This window comes from Anaerosacchariphilus polymeriproducens (genome assembly GCF_003363435.1).
Taxonomy (GTDB): Bacteria; Bacillota; Clostridia; order Lachnospirales; family Lachnospiraceae; genus Anaerosacchariphilus; species Anaerosacchariphilus polymeriproducens.
This window is the reverse complement of sequence record NZ_QRCT01000048.1, coordinates 88,507-106,774: the sequence shown is the minus strand read 5'-3', so window position 1 is coordinate 106,774 and position 18,268 is coordinate 88,507. Positions and strand designations below refer to the sequence as shown.

The window sequence follows — 18,268 nt, the reverse complement described above, 5'->3', positions numbered from 1 at the left end:
ATGTAAGCAAGTGGGAACCTGTAGTTGATGCTTATGGAGATTTAAAAGAGTTTATATGTAGTTGTGGAAGAGGAAGTAAAGAAGCATCAAATTATTGCCCTAATTGCGGAACAAAAATGGATAATTCTAATATTGAAAAAGAAATCAAAGAAGCTATTATCAATGCATTAAATTAGAATTCGGGAGGGATAAAGATGTACGATATTAAAATAGAATTTACGGATGGAACGGAAAAGATAGTGGAGAATGTGGAAGATTGTGAATTAAATTTTAAAACACGTTGTTTCAGCATTGAGAAGGGTGATGACAGGTATTTCGTTCCATGTGAAAACGTTAAATATATAGGCAAGATTTAGAGAGTGAGGTGTAATAGTATGGACACAAATAAAATTTTTACAAAACCAGAAAGACCATTCTTAGTTGTTTCACACTTTGATAGAAGCGAAGAAATAAACATTGCGTGGTGCGAAGACTTAGAAGATGTAAAAGAACACATTAATGGTTATAAAGCCGATTTTAAAGATTTTGTGGTTGATGATATTATTGAGATTGGTTCATGTAGAAGATATTTAGATAGTGAGGTGTAATATGACAGCAAAGGAATACTTATACCAGTTAAAGGATATAGATGACTTAATAAACAGCAATCAGGAGGAAGTGGACAGGCTTAGAGCGTTAGCCACTAACATATCTGTTACATATTCAGACGAGCCACACGGAAGCGGGACAAGTGACAAGGTAGGGAATACAGTAGTAAAGATTGCAGACCTTGAAAATGAGATAAACGACCTGATAGACGAATTAATAGACTTAAAGAGAGAATCAATAAGCATCATAAAGCAGATAAAGGGCATAAGGGAAAGAACAATATTGATTAAGCGGTACATAAATAATAAGACACTGGAACAATCAGCGGTTGAGATGGGAATAAGTTATACATGGACGAAACAATTGCATGGAATAGCGTTATTGGAATTTGATAAGCTAATGAAAGTTAGTGTACGAAAGTGACCATGAGTGTCTTGAAGTGCAATGATATACGTGAGATAATGATAGAGTAATAATAAAACATGCAAGATGTTCCCGAAAAACAGAAAAGCATTTCATATTATTCTTACATCCTCCCTAAAAAGGCTATGCGTTAAAAGCGTGTAGTCTTTTTTATTGGTGTGAGACGCTTTGTTGTGTCGGGTTAAATAAACATTCAAAAAATGTCGAAGGTGGGATAGTGACGGATGTTAAAAGAAATAGAATTTGAAATAAAGAAAGACAGTCGAGGATTTATATTAATACGTAAGGATGGAGAATACTCAATGCATGCACATTTGAAGAACAAGAACACATGCAGGACACTAATACACTTGATACATAATAGGCTTCTCCCTAGAAGTAAGTATTTACAGGGAAGTTGTAAAAGGTTATTGACGGATGAAGAATATAGTCATCTTAAGGAAAAGAAACAACAGTATATAAATATTAATAAAGGAGTCGTGAGAAAATGAATATAGGTGTATTTTTAATATATGTTGTAGTTTATGCGATTATGTGTCTTTTGATGTTTAGGAAAAATATAATTATTGACGAATTGAATCATGAAGCAGAAAAAGACTTGGAGATAATTATTAGGGCATCAATACAAATCAGTGCAATGGAGCAAAGAATAAAAGAGCTAGAAGAAGAAATAGAAAGGTTAAAGGGGTGTAAATAATATGAAATTGTTTGAATCAGAAATAGGAAGTTTTATAAGACCAGATGTGGGACCAGCAAGAATAAACACAATTAAAGAACTAGTTGAATTAAGAGAAGATAACGAAAAGCTTAGAAGGAAAAACAAAAAACTCAAGAAGAAAATAAAAAAGCTAACAGAGACAAAGGAGCGAAACAAACATGACAATCATAGCTTGGATACTTGCTACATTTTACTTAGCAGTAACATATGCGGAGATAAAGGAACTATTGACAGAGAAGAAAGAAGGGGTATTTAGGTATGTGGTCATGATTACTATTTGCATTATGTCCTTCTTATTATGTTTAGATAAGATAGTAGGGTGATAACATGGCAAGGTTAAAGTCATGTCCATATTGCAATAGGATACATGCATCTGACTATATATGCCCAGAGAAGGCTGCTAAGATTAAGGAGAGACAGAGTAAGTACAAAACAACGAGCAAGGATAAGTTCAGGTGGTCTAATGCATGGCAGAAGAAGCGTGAGCAGATAAAGGATAGAGACAACCATCTATGTGTAGTATGTAGGCAAGAGAACAGATATACATATAACAACCTTAGCGTGCATCATATAGAGCCATTAGAAGAATCATATGATCTAAGACTAGATGATGATAACCTAATAACACTATGCGACATGCATCATGAGCAGGCAGAGAAGGGCGAGATAAGTAAGGAGTACTTGAAAGAATTAATAAAAAGGGAATAGTGTTGTAAGTTTGTATTTTACGATTTAAGACATTTACCGATTTAAACGAGGTGTATGTCGAAAAGAATCCCCCCGACTACCAGAGAGGGAAAATATAAAGCCAGAAAACACCGACAGCCCCCATCAGAAAATAAAATATTCCCAAAATAGGTTTTGAAAGGAAGTGAGAAAATGTCGAGACCGAGTAAACCATATGCGGTTATTTCATCCGAGAATAAAGCGCATAGAACAAAGCGAGAATTAAAACAGAGAGAAGAAGGCGAGAAAGCACTTATTAGCGGTGTTGCGCTGAAAGAACACGACAATGTTAAAAAGAATTTAATAGCACATAAGGAGTTTAAAAGGCTTAGTGATATATTCAAGCGGATAGAAAAAAATGACGCTGTATATGAGGGTGTTATCAATAGATATTGTTTGATTTTTGCGGAGTGTATGGAGTTTGAAGAAAAGAGAGAAAAATTCTATCAGCAAATTTGTGACTTTGAAGAAAATAGCGGCGCAGCTATGGAGAAAGGAGAACTGACACAAGGTGAATATTATAAAATCCAGATGCAAATGCAGAAAACACTTATTGATATAGACAAGCAAGTGCAAACAAAAAGAAAAATGCTTTTAGACATAGAAAAAGAAAATGTAATGACGATTGCCGCCGCCTTGCGAAGCATACCAAAAAAAGAAGAACCTAAAAACAATGCTCTATTAAAGGCATTGAATGATGGTTAAAGATTCAAAAGCGTATCAATACGCAAAATGGTGTGTTGAAAAAGGCAATCAAAAGGTGGGAATCTATGTCAAAAAGCAAGCACAGGCATGGCTTAATATAGTTGGAGGGAAAGACGAAGAAGCATATGTGGATGAAAAGGCATATAAAAAGATATGTAAGATATTGCAATTGATGATACATCCTGACTTGCAGTGCTCCATGTATGACGGATTGGAAGATTACGCATGGTTTTTAATCGTTGCAGTGCTTTGTACGAAGCTTAAAAATAGTGAAAATAAAAATATAAGATATTATATTACCGCAGTATTGGAAATAAGTCGTAAGAATTTTAAGACTTTCAATTCGGCGGTTATTTTTATATTGCTTATGTTGACCGAACCACAGTTTTCAAGGTTCTTTTCGGTTGCTCCGGACTTAAAACTGTCTAAAGAATTGCAGCTTGCAATCAGAAAGATTATTAAAGTAAGTCCTGCTTTAGCGGAAGAAGCGTTTAAGGTGTTAAGAAGTGAAATAAGATGCTTGTTAACAGAAAGTGATTATACACCACTAGCATACAGCGAAGATAAAATGGACGGTAAACTTGCCAATGCTTTCTTAGCAGATGAAGCAGGTGCAATGGATAGTTATCCAATAGAAGCAATGAGATCGTCACAGATAACTTTGTTTAATAAATTGGGAATCATAATAAGCACGCAATACCCTAATGATAACAATGCCATGATTGACGAAATAGACATTTCAAAGAAAACCCTAGATGGTTTGACGGATAACAAAAGAAGATTCGCATTATTATATGAACCAGATAGTGAGTTTTTGACAAATGACCAATGGCACAACAACGATTTAATAATTTATCAAAGCAACCCTGTAGCAGTGGCGCATGATTATATATTCGATGCTATCAAAGATATGCGAACAATGGCTGTTTTGTATGAAAACAAGCGCGAGAACTACCTTTGTAAACATAACAACATCAAGTATAAAGGTCTTGGGGTTGAGGGCTATGTGGAAATCACAAAAGTAAAAGAATGTAAAATCAAAGAAGATTTAGATTTTTGGATAGGAAAAAAGGTTTTCTTAGGTGTGGATTTATCACAGACTGACGATAATACATCCGTGGCTATGGTTTGCGAACATAATGGGAGTATATACGCTAAAGTTTGGGGATTCATTCCAATAGAAAAGAAAGAAATAAAAATCAAAAAAGAAAATGTTGACTACAACAAACTGATTAGACAAGGGGTTTGTTTTGAGTGTGGTGACGCAGTAATTGGCTATGATTTCGTAGAAGAACATATAAAAGGCTTAGAGTCAAAGTATGGAGTTGACATTGTACAGGTTGGTTACGACAGAATGAACGCAATAAGCACTGTGCAAAAGTTAGAAGCAGAGGGATATGAGTGTGTTGAAATTAAACAACATTCTTGTGTGCTTCATTCTCCTTCAAAATTATTGAAAGAACAAATACTTAGTAAAAAATTTAGATATGACGAAAATCTTATGCTAGAAATAAACTTTCAAAATGCAAGATGTACGGAAGACACTAACCTTAATAAATATGTAAACAAAAAGAAATCAGCAGGGAAAGTCGACATGGTTGTATCTTTAATCAACGCTATATATTTATTAGAGCAGGAAAATTTATTCGGCAATAATGGATTTGTAGTACAAGTTATTTAGAAAGGTGGTGAGAAAGTGGGATTGTTTAAAAAGAAACAAGTGGAAGAAAGAGCAGACGTGACAGTTGATGATGTGTTATTAAGTGCATTAATAGGGACAAGCGCAATGACTAAGGAAACAGCCTTAAATATTCCAAGCCTTAACGGATGCATTGAATATGTAGCGAATACTATTTCTATGCTCCCTATCAAGTTATATAAAGAGAGCAATGGAAAAGTAAAAGAGGTAAAGGATGATGCAAGATTAAGGCTATTGAACGATGAAACAGGAGACACTTTGGATAGTGCACAGTTTTGGAAAGCAATGATAAGAGATTATTATCTTGGAAAAGGTGGTTATGCGTACATCCGAAAAGAAAAAAATAAAGTAACTGGTCTATATTATGTGGATGAAACACAAGTCAGCATCAATAAAAACACTGATCCGATATTCAAAGACTATAGCATTTTAGTGCATGGGAATACATATAAACCTTTTCAATTCCTTAAAATCCTTAGAAATACAAAAGATGGATGCAAAGGGACGAGCATCACAGAAGAATGTCCTTTAATACTAAGTGTTGGTTATGCAACATTGAAATATGAAGAAACGTTGGTAAAAACAGGTGGGAATAAGAAAGGATTTGTAAAAGCTGCTAATAAGTTAACGCAGGAAGCAAAAGATATTCTCAAAGAAGCGTGGAGAAAGCTATATAGCAACAACACAGAAAATGTTGTCATTCTTGATAATAGCTTAGATTTTAAAGAAGCAAGTAATACATCCGTAGAAATGCAGTTAAATGAAAATAAACAGACAAATGCAGTCGATATATGCAAGATTATGCAAGTGCCGGAGAACATAATCAAGGGCACAGCAACAGAAAGTGATTACATTAAAGGATTTAAAATGGCGGTTATGCCTGTATTAAGAGCCATAGAGTGCGCTTTAAATAAAGACTTTTTACTTGAAAAAGAGAAAGAGTCTTTTTATTTTGCCTTTGATACAAAAGAATTGCTGAAAGGTGATATTAAAGAGCGTTACGCTTCATACTCCGAAGCGGTAAAAGCTGGATGGATTACCAAGAATGAAATACGATACATTGAGGATAAACCTGCAATAGAAGGATTAGACGTAGTTACAATGAGTCTTGGTGAGGTTATATATGACGTTAAAAATAAGACATACTTTACCCCAAATACAAAAACGCTACAAGATAGCGATATGAATAAGGCAGAGCAAGGGGGTGATAAAGATGATTTAGACAAACAAGACGAGCCAGAAGAAGAACAAAAGGAAGGAGCAGACAAAAATGGCGAAGGGGAAATATAAAGCGAGAGTAAGCTTTGTCGGTGCACTATCCATGCACAAAGACGAAGTAATAGAGCATAACAATGATGGAGTTATGCAAGATTTATTAAAGGCTGGATTTATCGAAGAGGTTAAAAATCAAGCCTTAGGGGATGTATCAGGTAAAAAGTTTCTGTTTTTTGGGGACAGTATAACAGCGAATTCAAACGGATATGTGTCAATTTTAACAGATATGTTAGGGATTGAAATTAAAAATATGGCGATCAATGGTGCGACTTGGTGTGATCGTGTTGATTCTACGAATACGATTTATTCGCAGCTAAGAAATGTATTAGAAAACATGCAGGACTATGTTCCGGATTCTATTGTTATATCAGCCGGAACAAACGACAGTATCGCAACCACATACACAAATGACACAATCTATACAGCTATGGAGGCATTTTACACAAGTTCGGGCAATGTAATTGACATTGAAACGGTTGACAGAAAGAATATTTTTGGTGCAACTCGTTACATAGTAGAAACATTAAAAAAGTTATATCCAAATGCAGATATTTTTCTTTTATCCCCTATTCAAAGTGCATTAAGTGTTAAGGGGTATAAAGTCGCATATGCAACAGGGTTTATATTGCAGGAGATAGCGAAAAGGCTTTCCGTTAATTTTATCGATTGCATTAACTGTGGAATCAATAGCCTAAATGCAAGCGAAACGCTAGTGGATGGACTACACCCCAATGCATTAGGGGCGAAATTACAAGGGCAATTCATAGCAAGTAAAATATTAGACTTTTATATAGCACAGAGAGCAACGGTATTTCCAAATGATGCGAAAGGTTTACTTGCTGATTCCTCAAATGTCAGCGTAGCAGTGGGAGCAACGACACAAATAAAGGCTTTTGTATTTCCATACAGTACCGAGAACAAAGAGGTTTTATGGAGTTCCAGCAACACATCTATAGCCACCGTTTCAAATGGCTATGTAACAGGAATAGGAATAGGCAGTTGTACGATAACAGCGAAAGCATCCGTTAATCAAAATATTTCAAAAACATTTAATATAAGTGTGTCAGAAGCGGTTGAGAATGGCTTGATTTTTGAAGCAAACGAATTGGGGGTATCAGAAGGAACATGGAAGGATAACAAAGGCAATATATTGGCGAATTTGGCGAATCCAGTTACAACATCAGGTGGAGTTGTGGTTAATGGAAAGTTTGATTTCAATGTATCAAGCTTAAATCTTGGTACTAAGACGGATTTCGCAGTTGTGGTAGATGCATATATACCAGACGAATTAACAGACGATTCATTATTATTAGCTATTGGCTCTGACACTATATCAGGCGGTGATGAAAACAATAATATTCTATTTTCCGTAGATGCATGGAATTATGACATGGGAAGTTGTCGAGTTATTTCAAACTGGACTTATTCAGACCAAGAAAAGACAACGTACGTTAAAAATGCAAGCAATAAGATAGTGCTTAATGTATCTTTGGCGAACAACACCGTTACTGTTTATACAAATGGTACATTATCTACAACAGTAGCGCATGCAATAAATGCGACACAATTAACAACAATTTCAAATGTATCTGGTAATTCTGTACCATTTAGCGGTAGATACAACAGCATCCAAATATATGATCACTTATTAACAACAGAAGAAATAGCGAACCTATAGAAAGGGGGTGCAAGAATGAATGTTGAAATTAGAGCAGACAGTATACATATTAGTGGTTATGTCAATGTAGTAAAAAGAGAATCCAGACCTGTCATAACATCAAGAGGTAAAGTCATTGAAATGATAGAAGAAAGAGCATTTCAAAGAGCACTAGAAAAGGCTGATAACATACCCATGACATTAGACCATAATAGCAACAGAGTGTTGGCACAGACAAATGACAGTACTTTAGAATTATACGAGGACAATATCGGTTTGAGAGCCGAAGCAGTTATCACGGACGAAGAAGCAGTTAACGGTGCTAAAAATGGAAAGTTAAAAGGCTGGTCGTTCGGCATGAAGAAGATAGTTGATTCAATCGAGGAAAGAGCCGACAAGTTGCCATTACGAACAGTAAAAGATTTTGTACTAGATCATGTGACATTGGTCATGAATCGAAATCCTGTATATGCATCTACATCCATAGAGTTAAGGGCAGATGATGAAATAGAAATGGAGGTAAGAGCTAACGAAACAGAAATAAATATTAAAAACATGGTTGAAACACCTAAGAAACCAGATTTAACGCAGTACAAAAACAGAATAAACAATTTGAAAGTCGGCAAATAGTCGGCTTATTTTATTGCAAAGAAAGAGAGGAAACAATACATGAATTTAAAAGAATTGATTGAAAAGAAAAATGAAAAAATTGAAACTATGCAAGGCATCTTATCAAAGATGGAAACAGAGGAAAGAGCAGAAATGACAGCAGAGGAAAAAGAATCGTTCGACAAGATTGAGACAGAAATCAGAGCATTAGAGGAAACAATCTCTAGAGTAGAAAAAGCGAAATCTCTTGATATTCAAAAAGCGCAAAAAGATGAAGGTGCAAATCAAACAGAAAACAGATCAGATATGGAAGAAAGAGCGTTTGCTGATTATATCCGTGGAGTTGTTACAGAGGAAAGAGCAGATGTTAACTTGACCGTAGGTGACAACGGTGCTGTGATTCCTTCATCAATCGCAAATAAGATTATTAAGAAAGTGTATGATATTTGCCCTATTTATCAATTAGCAACCAGATACAATGTGGGCGGCACTCTTAACATTCCTTACTATGATGAATCAACTCAAAGTATCACTATGGCATACGCTACAGAGTTTGCAGAGTTGGAATCAACTTCTGGAAAATTTGCAAGCATTGAGTTAAAAGGATTCTTAGCTGGAGTATTAAGTAAAATTTCAAAATCATTAATCAATAACTCACAGTTTGATGTTGTTAATTTTACAATTGCAGCTATGGCCGAATCAATCTCCAAGTGGATTGAAAAAGAATTGCTAATCGGTACAACGAATAAAGTAGCAGGATTAAGCACAGTAACTCAAATCAAGACCGCAGCTAGTGCTTCCGCAGTAACAGCAGACGAATTAATTGACTTGCAGGAGTTAGTACCTGATGTTTATCAAGCTGGTTCAATCTTCATTATGAACAAAGCTACTAGAACAGCTATTCGCAAACTTAAAGATGCAGATGGAAATTACCTTTTAAATAGGGACGTATCTGCAAAATGGGGATATACGCTACTTGGCAAAGATGTATATACATCTGATAACATGCCTACAATGGCAACCACCAACACCGCTATTTACTATGGTGATATGTCTGGTTTGGCTGTAAAGTTGTCCGAGGATGTGTCAATCGAAGTATTAAGAGAAAAATTTGCTACACAACATGCTATCGGTGTAGTAGGTTACATTGAAATTGATTCAAAAGTGGAAAATGCGCAGAAAATTGCTAAATTAGTTATGGCATAGGAGGAAATTAGATGGTAGTACGAGCAAAGGTAAGTTTTGCTGGTGCTTTTTCTATGCATAAAGGCGAGGTTAAGGAGTGTAGTGATAAGGCTATACTCCAAGACCTTTTACAAGCCGATTACATAGAAGCAGCCGAAGAAAACAAGCCAAAAAAGGCGGTGGAAAAGAGTGAAAGTAAGCGAAATAACAGTGCAAAACGTAGCTGATTATTTAAGGTTGGATGATGCAACAGACCCTTTTTTATCTTCTATATTAAGTATTTCAAAACAATACATTTCAAACTATACAGGGATTCCAATAACATCCACGGATACAACCATAAAAACATTGGACGATTACGAGGATTTTCACATAGTTGTTTTAGTACTTTGTCAAGATATGTTTGACAATCGTGCTTTGTATGTGGATAAGACAAACCTTAATAAAGTAGTTGATTCAATTTTGGGGATGCATTGCACGAACCTCCTTCCAACACCGGACGAGGTGACAATATGAATGTTAACGCAGGCGAGTTAAATAAGCGGATAAAAATAATTAAAACAACTATAACACAGAATCCCAATGGCTTCGAGGAAGTAACGAAAGAAACAGTTAGAGAATGTTGGGCAAAATTCAATCGTACATCCGGTACAGAAATGTTTAAATCAAATGCGGATTTTGGAGAGGTTAAGACGAGGTTTTTGGTACGTTATTCATCTGTAGAGATTACACGCAAAATGTTAGTAGAGTATGCAGGAAAAACTTACAATATTGCGTATGTGAATAACTATGAGGACAGCAACGAATACATAGAGATATGGTGTGACATAACGGAGGTGGAATAATGGGAAAATTTGATTTTCAGTTTGACCCTGGCTTAATAAAACAAATGGAAAAACTTGCTGACTATGACAATATAGCACCACGTTTATTAGAGGGCGCAGTCCCTATATTGACAACAAGAGTCAAAGCAGAAGCATCAAAGCACAGGCTAACATCAAGTATGTACAACTCCATCAAGGCGAACAAGCCAAAGAAGAATAAATACGGTTGGTTTGTTTCTGTCCGACCTACAGGAGTAGATAAAAATGGCACGAGGAACATGGAAAAAATGATGCACTTAGAGTATGGAACAAGTAAAATCACACCAAAGCCAATGCTCTCAAAAGCCTTGAACAGTGCAGAACAGGAAGTGAATAATAAATTACAAGAACTATTTAATGAGGTGATTGGATGAATGTAAACAGCTTAATAATAAATACCTTAAAGCCTATTGTAAGTGCGGTATATCCAAATAAATACTCTGGTACAGAACAAACGTATATTACATTTAATTACGCAGACGATAGGGCGGTAGAATTTGCAGACGATACACCGCAGATAGATAAGTCAAATATTCAGATTCACCTTTTTACACCAAATGATTATATGGAACTAAAAAAACAAATCCGCTTGAAGCTATTTCAAGGGGGTTTTTCTTATCCGAGTATAACAGATCTATACGAAGATGATACGAAACTAAATCACATTATTTTCGAGTGTGAAATAACAGGAAATTCAGAAACGGAGGAATAAAAACATGGCAAAAGTCGGATTGAAGCATCCAGTTTATGCTTTATACAATGATGCAACAGGAACACCAGTATATACAAATGGTGCAGTAATTGGTAAGGCAATAAAAGAGGAATTGTCAATAGAAAGTAACGAGGTAGCACTTTACGCAGATGATGCGATAGACGAGTTAGACAAATCTTTTAAAAGCGGAAAAGTAACGATTAATATCAATGATTTAACAGTAGAAACACAATCAGTATTATTGGGACATACCATCAATGCGAGTGGTGAATTAGTGGCAAATGCAACTGATTCTTCTCCATATGTAGGGCATGGATTTTATGGACGAACAGTTAAAAATAAAGTAAGTAAATGGCGAGCAGTATGGCTTACAAAAGTACAATTTGCAGAGCCAAATGACTCTCAAGAGACACAGGGCGAAACAATCGCATTCCAGACCCCCACAATCGAAGGTACTATCATGAAAGATATAAACGGAGTTTGGAAAAAGGAAAAAACATTCAACACAGAAGCCGAAGCAGTGGCATGGCTTGAAGCGAAAGCAGTGATTACACCTATTTGTACAACTCCTATCGCAGATGTAGCAAGTGGAACATATGCAGAAGCGCAAACAGTAACATTAACAGCAGGAGCCGGAGAAAGCATTTATTACACAACAAATGGTTTAACTCCTTCCGCTACTATTGGTACATTGTACGCAAGTCCTATTGCAGTGGCTGATGATATGGCAATTCGTGCAATTGCAATCAAGGACGGTTCTAGCAACTCCGAAATAGCAGAGTATGAGTACATAATTCAATAAATCAACAGGGGCGGTTAATCCGTCCCTATTTTAATAAATGGAGGTAATTAAATGAAAGATGTAATGAAGTACATAGAAGCGGAAGGAGTTAAGTACCCTATGGCTTTTAACATAAACGTGGTGGAAGTAATGCAAGAAAAGTTTGGAACAATCCAAAAATGGAGTAACGCTTTAGAAGCAAAAGAGCCAAGAATGAAAGATATTAAATTTACTTTCACGGAATGTATTAACGAAGGTATTGACATTGAGAACGAGAAAAACGGAGAAAATAGACCATTTGTAACTGAAAAGCAAGTCGGTAGAATCTTAGGGGCATTGACAGATGATGCCAACGGAGTAATCAGAGATCTAGTGATAGAGTCAAACGACAATGGTAAAGAAAAAAACTAGATGACCGTGCAGACGATACAGGCGAAGATACACCTGTTAGTATTGCACGGTTGACTTATATAGGAGTAAAAAAGCTTGGATATACAGAAAAAGAAGTCGGGCGCATGACATTAGGAAAGTTTTCAAAGCTATATCAAGCTTACAAGGATGTACACGACGAAGAATTGACTTTAAAACTTAACAGGACACGTTACTGTGATTTAGAGAAAGAAGTCACTCTTGATGATGTTTTACCATTTTAAGAAGGAGGTGAGAAGATGGCTAAAAAAGGAAGTATAGGGGCGAATATTGCACTTGACGGTGAGAAAGAGTTTCGTGCTGCTATCACTAATATAAATTCAAGCATGAAAGTCTTGACTTCTGAAATGAAAAAAGTTTCTGCTGAATTTTCGGATAACAAAAATAGTGTTACTGCATTGACTTCTCAAAATCAAGTTTTAAACAAGCAGATAGAACAGCAAAGACAAAAAGTCGAAACTCTTAAAAAGGCTTTAGAAAATTCTAAAAATCAATACGGAGAAAACGACAAGAAAACAAAAGCGTGGCAAGTTTCATTAAACAATGCAGAAGCCGACTTGATCAAGCTGAATAAAGAAGTAACGGACAACGAAAAAGCATTAGAAGAAGCAGGAAACGCAACAGGGAAAATGTCAAAAGGCTTGAAGGATGTAGGCAACAATGCAGGAGACGCAGAAAAAAAGACTTTAACCTTTTCAAGTGTATTGAAAGCCAACCTTTTATCGAGTGCCATTATTGGCGGTATAAAAAAGCTTGGCAGTGCACTGAATGAAATGGCGAAAGATACCGTTGGTTTTGCAATGGATTCACAAACCGCCTTTAATAAACTGATTTCTAAAACAGGAGCAACAGAAGCGGAGTTTGCAGACTTAAAAGACACTATGAATAATATCTATGCGAGCAACTTCGGCGAAGATATGCAGGACGTAGCGAGTGCTCTGGCAACTGTAAAACAACAAACAGGCTTAGCCGGTGATGCTTTGGAAGATACAACCAAACAAGCTATTACCATGCGTGATACGTTCGATTTTGAAGTAACCGAAAGCATAAGAGCAGCCAATATGTTGATGACTACCTTTGGTGTGTCAAGTGAAGAAGCTTTTAACTTGATTGCGCAAGGAGCACAGGGAGGACTTGACAAGGATGGTGATATGCTTGATTCGCTAAATGAGTATTCAGTACATTTTCAAAATCTTGGACTTGACGCTGAGAACATGTTCAATATGTTAAAAAACGGTGCGAAGGGTGGAGCGTTTAGCATAGACAAGCTTGGTGATGCGGCGAAAGAGTTTGGAATAAAGGTGAAAGATGGTTCAGCAGATGAAGCATTCAAAGAACTGGGATTGAGCGTAGATGAAACAAAAGCCAAATTTGGAGAAGGTGGCGAAGCTGCCAAAAAAGCGTTCCAAGATGTCGCAAGCGCATTGTTTAGTGTAAAAGACCCGATTGCACAAAATAATTTAGGTGTTCAGATGTTTGGCACAATGTGGGAGGATTTAGGCGCAAAGGGAGTCAAGGCAATGACCGACATTGATGGCAATATTTCAACAACTTCAAAATCCTTAGAAAACATTAATAACACCAGATATGACGACATTGGCAGCGCAATGGAGGGACTTGGACGAACAATAAAAACAAAAGTAGTCGAACAGCTTGAGGAGAAGTTGCTGCCTACAATAAAAGATTTGATTAAGCAAGTTGAAAACAATGCTCCAAAAATAATTAGTTCAATAGAAGATATTGCTAAAAAAATTACAAGTGTAGTTACATTTATAACAGATAATAAGGAAGGTGTTATTGCAGCTATAGTTGGGATTACAACCGTTATAGGCTTGTGGAAAGCAGCAATATTGGCGGTCACAATAGCAGAGCAGGCGCACAATATAGCAAAATTGGCTTCCGTAGCTAGTACAGTAGCTAGTACAGTAGCTTTAGGAGCATCTACAGCAGCTACAGGGATAGCAACAGCAGCGCAATGGGCATTAAACGCAGCGCTTTCAGCGAATCCTATTGGAATTATTATAACTTTAGTTGCTGGATTGGTCGCAGCATTGGTTATATTGTGGAATAAAAATGAAGGATTTAGAAATGCGGTTATTAATATTTTTAATACCTTAAAAAATGTTATTTCTGGATTCGTGGAAGGTGTCAAGGGTTTCTTTGGAGCAATTGTTAACTTCGTGAAAAGTAATTGGAAACAACTACTTTTATTAATAGTTAATCCATTCGCCGGAGCATTTGCATTGGTATATAAGCACAATGCCAAATTCAGAAAAGCAGTTGATGATTTGGTTAAAAAGGTAAAAAAACTTATTGTGAACATGGCTACAGGAATGATAAACGCAGTTAAAACCCTTCCAAGTAAATTCTTTAATACAGGGAAAAACATAGTAAAATTCCTGTGGAACGGAATAAGCGGTTTAGTATCTTGGGCATTGGGCAAGCTTGGAGGTTTTGCGACTTCTATCATTAATAAGGTTACAAGTGGAGTAAAAGGAATTGTCGGAGTCGGTAAAAACATAGTCAAAGGTTTGTGGGATGGAATAAGCGGTTTAGTCTCATGGATATATGAGAAGGTTAGCGGATTCGCTGGAACGGTAATAAGTAATATATCAAGTGGCGTAACAGGAATCGCAGACGTAGGCAAGAACTTAATACAAGGTCTTTGGAATGGCATTAATAATATGGCTTCTTGGATAAGGGATAAAATACAAGGCTTTGGAAAAGGAGTGTTGGACAACCTAAAGAACTTCTTTGGTATCCATTCACCGTCAACCGTTTTTAGAGATGAAATCGGTAAGTACTTGGCGCAAGGGTTAGGAATCGGATTCACAAATGAAATGGATGGCATCACAAAAGATATTAATAAATCGATCCCGACCGATTTTGAAATGAGTGCTACATATCAAACCACAAAGATTCAAAAAAATTTAGTGTCAGACACAAGTGTAGAAGGTTTGTACAATCTTGTATCAAGTGCAGTCTCAACAGCCTTAAGTACACAAACCAAAGATACAGAATTGATAGATTATACTAAGATAGGTAAGGCGGTAGGAAATGAAGTAGCAAAAATAAACTTTGGAATTAGTTTGAACGATAGAGAATTTGCAAGAGGTATGAAAGAAATGGGGGTTGCTTTTAAATGACAACGCTTTACTATGAAAATTCAAAAGGGCAAATAATAGACTTTATGACATTCCCTTTTCGATTAATGAGTTATGATGGAGATTCTTACGAATTAGAGTATGAGTTAACAGAATCTTCCTTAGGAAGTAAAATAAATAAATTCAAAAGAACGTTACAAAAAAAGAGCATGACATTATTAATTAAGTCGGACACAATCGAGCAAAGAAGAATAGATATGGATACGTTTTTCGAAATAACGAATTATGATGTAGATAATTTAACCCCTGGTAAGCTGTGGAAAAATAATCAATACATGGAATGTTATTTTATGGCGGTGGATAATGAAGCACTTTCTTCAAATTCTATGTTATTAAAAAAGACAATCGTCATAGTGTCCGAAAATCCTACATGGATAACAGAATCAAAGTTTGAATATGCGATAGCGTCCGAATCGGTAGGTGGTATTGATTTTCCCTTTGATTATGCGCACGATTATGCGACTACGGTTCGTAATGACAGGGTTATAAACAATCATTATGTACCAATAGATTTTGTCATGAGGATATACGGAGCGTGTGACAATCCGTATGTGTACATAGCAGGGCATTTATATCAAGTCAATGTTACTTTATATGATAATGACTACTTAGAGATAGATAGCAAAAAAGGAACAATCATAAACCATAAGTCAAATGGAACTACTATAAATTGTTTCAACATGAGAAATAAACAAAGTTCTGTTTTTGAAAAAATACCGATAGGAAATAACTTTGTAACATGGAGTGGACAATTTAGCTTTGACATTATCCTGCGCATTGAAAGGAGCGAACCAAAGTGGAGTTTATCTTAACCGATAATAATAGGAAAGAACTAAACTATATGCGTCATAATTCAGACATTGATCTCGATATAGGAGATACAAACGATTTTAAAATATCCATGAGTTTTGAAGATTATCTTCATTTCGGTTATGATTTTGGTTATATGTTTTTTGCAGAAAGTACAGAATATGGTGGTATATTTGGGCAAAGGCACACCAACACCGAAACCAATATTGTAGAGTTGAGTGGCTACACCTACAGAGGGTTATTGTCAAAAAAGATAATTGAGCCACCTTCCGGAGTAGCCTACAAAACAGTAACAGGCGAATGTAACAGCATTATATCTAGTATAATAGGTTCTAATTTTGATTCTTTATTCCAAGTTGGATACTACGATTATAACACTCAAACCGTTATCACTGATAGCGGTTTTTCTGTATCAAATTATAGTTTTGACAGGTATACAGATGTTTTGTCAGGCTTGACTAAGATGCTTAAGAGTGTAGGGGCAAAACTACAAATACAATGTGTAAGCGGAAATACTAACGAACCTTTTACAGTGTATTTATCAGCCACACCAATAAATGACTTTTCGGAGGAAATAGAGTATTCGCAGGACAATAAAATAAACTTTATAACAAGCAAAAAGACAAACGGAATTAATCATTTAATATGTTTAGGGCAGGGCGAGTTGACAGCGAGAACCGTTGTACATCTTTATGCAGATGCAGACGGAAATATATCACAAACGAAAACATTTAGCGGAATAAACGAAAGGGCTGCAGTTTATGATTACCCAAGCGCAGAGGATGAAAATACTTTAATAACAGAAGGGAAGGAAAACTTCAAAGAATTAATGAATATGCAGTCAATAGAAATTTCTGTTGATGATTTAAGTGTTGAGTTAGGTGACATTATCGGAGGAAGGGACAGGCTGACAGGTTTCTATATCAAAGAACAAATAACCAATAAAATAGTAAAAATAGATAATGGAAAATTAAGCATTGATTACAAGGTGGGTGAGAGTTAATGAAAATAGTAACAGGATATACAGGACAAGCACATGTAACAAGTCAACAGCAGGCAGACTTATACAAAGCAATTATAGGTACACAAGAAAATTATGTATTGAATATTGGAAGTAAATTCAACTATGAAATTGTGACCGCAAATCTTATAAAAATACATGACGGTATAGCGGTAATGCAAGGAAGAGAGGTGAGCATTGACTTCAACGATTATGACGAAGCAGTCATTTTAAACGGTACGCAAGGGCAAAACAGAAACGATCTAATATGTATTAAATACACAAAGGATTCTAACTCTGGCATTGAAAACGCTGAAACAGTAGTGCTACAAGGAACACCGACAAGCGGAACAGCAACAGACCCTACATATGTGAGCGAAAATATAAGAGAAGGCGGTTATACTTCTTATTATCCACTATACAGAGTTGCTTTAAATGGCATTACTTTGTCAAGTGTAACACCTTTATTCAGCGTAATACATGGTCTTGAAACACTCTATAAAGAAGATTGCAGAATAGAAGGAACAAAAACCTTTGCAGAAGATATTATTATAGAACAAGATGTTCTTTTTAAAGATTTTGAAGAAGAAATTTCAATGCGAAACCTACATACAACTTTATACCCTACTTGGGGGGTTGATACGTTTGCTACTTGGGGAATGTACGGAGTGCTTTTCTATTCTAGTGCGATTCCTTGTCACGATTGTATTAATCGGAATATTTTTTTTATTAGGATAGAATTTAAGTCCAGCGGGGGGACGACATATACATTTGATTTGACAAACCCAGTAGAGGGCGCAGAGATAATAAAAAATCAAAATAGTTTTTCGTTACTGTCTGGCGGGAGGTTAGGCTCTAATAGTTCTTTCATGAATCAAGTATCCACGGATAAAATATCAAAAATAACGTTTAATGCAGAGTAGG

At 35.9% G+C, this 18,268-nt stretch carries 25 protein-coding genes; all 25 read left to right on the top strand.

The features are described 5' to 3' along the window. Positions 1 to 194 precede the first annotated feature (194 nt). The 25 genes from DWV06_RS18430 to DWV06_RS13375 all read left to right on the top strand — a co-directional run bounded on the left by DWV06_RS18430 (position 195) and on the right by DWV06_RS13375 (position 18,267). Positions 195 to 356 carry a hypothetical protein gene (locus DWV06_RS18430; RefSeq protein WP_155522638.1) on the top strand — a complete coding sequence of 54 codons (162 nt, stop codon included), beginning with the start codon at positions 195 to 197 and terminating at the stop codon, positions 354 to 356. A gap of 18 nt (positions 357 to 374) precedes the next feature. Beyond that, a complete protein-coding gene (locus DWV06_RS13485; RefSeq protein ID WP_115482710.1) occupies positions 375 to 587 on the top strand; it encodes a hypothetical protein in 213 nt (70 codons plus the stop codon). Then, positions 577 to 1,011, top strand: coding sequence for a DUF1492 domain-containing protein (locus DWV06_RS13480; protein ID WP_235828968.1), 435 nt, complete (start codon positions 577 to 579; stop codon positions 1,009 to 1,011). Before DWV06_RS13485 ends, DWV06_RS13480 begins: the two co-directional genes overlap by 11 nt. Before the next feature lie 224 nt (positions 1,012 to 1,235). Next, the gene (locus DWV06_RS13475) at positions 1,236 to 1,502 is read left to right on the top strand and encodes a hypothetical protein (RefSeq protein ID WP_115482708.1); all 267 of its coding nucleotides are present in this window, start codon (positions 1,236 to 1,238) and stop codon (positions 1,500 to 1,502) included. Continuing rightward, the gene (locus DWV06_RS13470) at positions 1,499 to 1,708 is read left to right on the top strand and encodes a hypothetical protein (protein WP_115482707.1); all 210 of its coding nucleotides are present in this window, start codon (positions 1,499 to 1,501) and stop codon (positions 1,706 to 1,708) included. The genes DWV06_RS13475 and DWV06_RS13470 overlap by 4 nt, the downstream gene beginning before the upstream one ends. Before the next feature lies 1 nt (position 1,709). After that, positions 1,710 to 1,985 (top strand): hypothetical protein, encoded by a 276-nt coding sequence (locus DWV06_RS13465; RefSeq protein WP_115482706.1) that lies wholly within the window; start codon positions 1,710 to 1,712, stop codon positions 1,983 to 1,985. A gap of 71 nt (positions 1,986 to 2,056) precedes the next feature. Next, positions 2,057 to 2,437, top strand: coding sequence for an HNH endonuclease (locus DWV06_RS13460; RefSeq protein ID WP_115482705.1), 381 nt, complete (start codon positions 2,057 to 2,059; stop codon positions 2,435 to 2,437). Between the two features lie 171 nt (positions 2,438 to 2,608). After that, positions 2,609 to 3,160 carry a hypothetical protein gene (locus DWV06_RS13455; protein WP_115482704.1) on the top strand — a complete coding sequence of 184 codons (552 nt, stop codon included), beginning with the start codon at positions 2,609 to 2,611 and terminating at the stop codon, positions 3,158 to 3,160. Further along, a complete protein-coding gene (locus DWV06_RS13450; RefSeq protein ID WP_115482703.1) occupies positions 3,150 to 4,841 on the top strand; it encodes a terminase TerL endonuclease subunit in 1,692 nt (563 codons plus the stop codon). The genes DWV06_RS13455 and DWV06_RS13450 overlap by 11 nt, the downstream gene beginning before the upstream one ends. Before the next feature lie 15 nt (positions 4,842 to 4,856). Next, entirely contained in the window at positions 4,857 to 6,149 is a 1,293-nt protein-coding gene (locus tag DWV06_RS13445) for a phage portal protein (RefSeq protein WP_115482702.1), read from the top strand. Beyond that, entirely contained in the window at positions 6,130 to 7,812 is a 1,683-nt protein-coding gene (locus tag DWV06_RS13440; protein ID WP_115482701.1) for a GDSL-type esterase/lipase family protein, read from the top strand. The genes DWV06_RS13445 and DWV06_RS13440 overlap by 20 nt, the downstream gene beginning before the upstream one ends. Positions 7,813 to 7,827: 15 nt before the next feature. Next, positions 7,828 to 8,421, top strand: coding sequence for an HK97 family phage prohead protease (locus DWV06_RS13435; RefSeq protein WP_115482700.1), 594 nt, complete (start codon positions 7,828 to 7,830; stop codon positions 8,419 to 8,421). Positions 8,422 to 8,460: 39 nt separating this feature from the next. Further along, positions 8,461 to 9,606 carry a phage major capsid protein gene (locus DWV06_RS13430; protein ID WP_115482699.1) on the top strand — a complete coding sequence of 382 codons (1,146 nt, stop codon included), beginning with the start codon at positions 8,461 to 8,463 and terminating at the stop codon, positions 9,604 to 9,606. Positions 9,607 to 9,617: 11 nt separating this feature from the next. Next, positions 9,618 to 9,812: a hypothetical protein gene (locus tag DWV06_RS13425; protein ID WP_115482698.1), complete on the top strand. Its 195-nt coding sequence runs from the start codon at positions 9,618 to 9,620 to the stop codon at positions 9,810 to 9,812. Next, positions 9,775 to 10,101, top strand: a complete 327-nt coding sequence (locus DWV06_RS13420; RefSeq protein WP_115482697.1) for a head-tail connector protein — start codon at positions 9,775 to 9,777, stop codon at positions 10,099 to 10,101. Before DWV06_RS13425 ends, DWV06_RS13420 begins: the two co-directional genes overlap by 38 nt. Next, complete coding sequence (locus tag DWV06_RS13415) at positions 10,098 to 10,430, top strand: phage head closure protein (protein ID WP_115482696.1); 333 nt, start codon at positions 10,098 to 10,100, stop codon at positions 10,428 to 10,430. The genes DWV06_RS13420 and DWV06_RS13415 overlap by 4 nt, the downstream gene beginning before the upstream one ends. Further along, entirely contained in the window at positions 10,430 to 10,822 is a 393-nt protein-coding gene (locus tag DWV06_RS13410; protein ID WP_115482695.1) for an HK97-gp10 family putative phage morphogenesis protein, read from the top strand. Before DWV06_RS13415 ends, DWV06_RS13410 begins: the two co-directional genes overlap by 1 nt. Continuing rightward, positions 10,819 to 11,160, top strand: a complete 342-nt coding sequence (locus DWV06_RS13405; protein ID WP_115482694.1) for a hypothetical protein — start codon at positions 10,819 to 10,821, stop codon at positions 11,158 to 11,160. The genes DWV06_RS13410 and DWV06_RS13405 overlap by 4 nt, the downstream gene beginning before the upstream one ends. Positions 11,161 to 11,164: 4 nt before the next feature. After that, a complete protein-coding gene (locus DWV06_RS13400) occupies positions 11,165 to 11,962 on the top strand; it encodes a major tail protein (RefSeq protein WP_115482693.1) in 798 nt (265 codons plus the stop codon). A 51-nt stretch (positions 11,963 to 12,013) separates the two neighbouring features. Beyond that, entirely contained in the window at positions 12,014 to 12,352 is a 339-nt protein-coding gene (locus DWV06_RS13395) for a hypothetical protein (RefSeq protein WP_115482692.1), read from the top strand. Between the two features lie 104 nt (positions 12,353 to 12,456). Next, positions 12,457 to 12,594, top strand: a complete 138-nt coding sequence (locus DWV06_RS18265) for a hypothetical protein (RefSeq protein WP_162300643.1) — start codon at positions 12,457 to 12,459, stop codon at positions 12,592 to 12,594. A 15-nt stretch (positions 12,595 to 12,609) separates the two neighbouring features. Continuing rightward, positions 12,610 to 15,516, top strand: a complete 2,907-nt coding sequence (locus DWV06_RS13390) for a phage tail tape measure protein (RefSeq protein WP_115482691.1) — start codon at positions 12,610 to 12,612, stop codon at positions 15,514 to 15,516. Continuing rightward, positions 15,513 to 16,346: a hypothetical protein gene (locus DWV06_RS13385; protein ID WP_115482690.1), complete on the top strand. Its 834-nt coding sequence runs from the start codon at positions 15,513 to 15,515 to the stop codon at positions 16,344 to 16,346. The genes DWV06_RS13390 and DWV06_RS13385 overlap by 4 nt, the downstream gene beginning before the upstream one ends. Next, complete coding sequence (locus DWV06_RS13380) at positions 16,331 to 17,347, top strand: Gp37-like protein (protein WP_115482689.1); 1,017 nt, start codon at positions 16,331 to 16,333, stop codon at positions 17,345 to 17,347. The genes DWV06_RS13385 and DWV06_RS13380 overlap by 16 nt, the downstream gene beginning before the upstream one ends. Beyond that, positions 17,347 to 18,267: a hypothetical protein gene (locus tag DWV06_RS13375; RefSeq protein ID WP_115482688.1), complete on the top strand. Its 921-nt coding sequence runs from the start codon at positions 17,347 to 17,349 to the stop codon at positions 18,265 to 18,267. The genes DWV06_RS13380 and DWV06_RS13375 overlap by 1 nt, the downstream gene beginning before the upstream one ends. The last annotated feature ends 1 nt before the right edge of the window (position 18,268 follow it).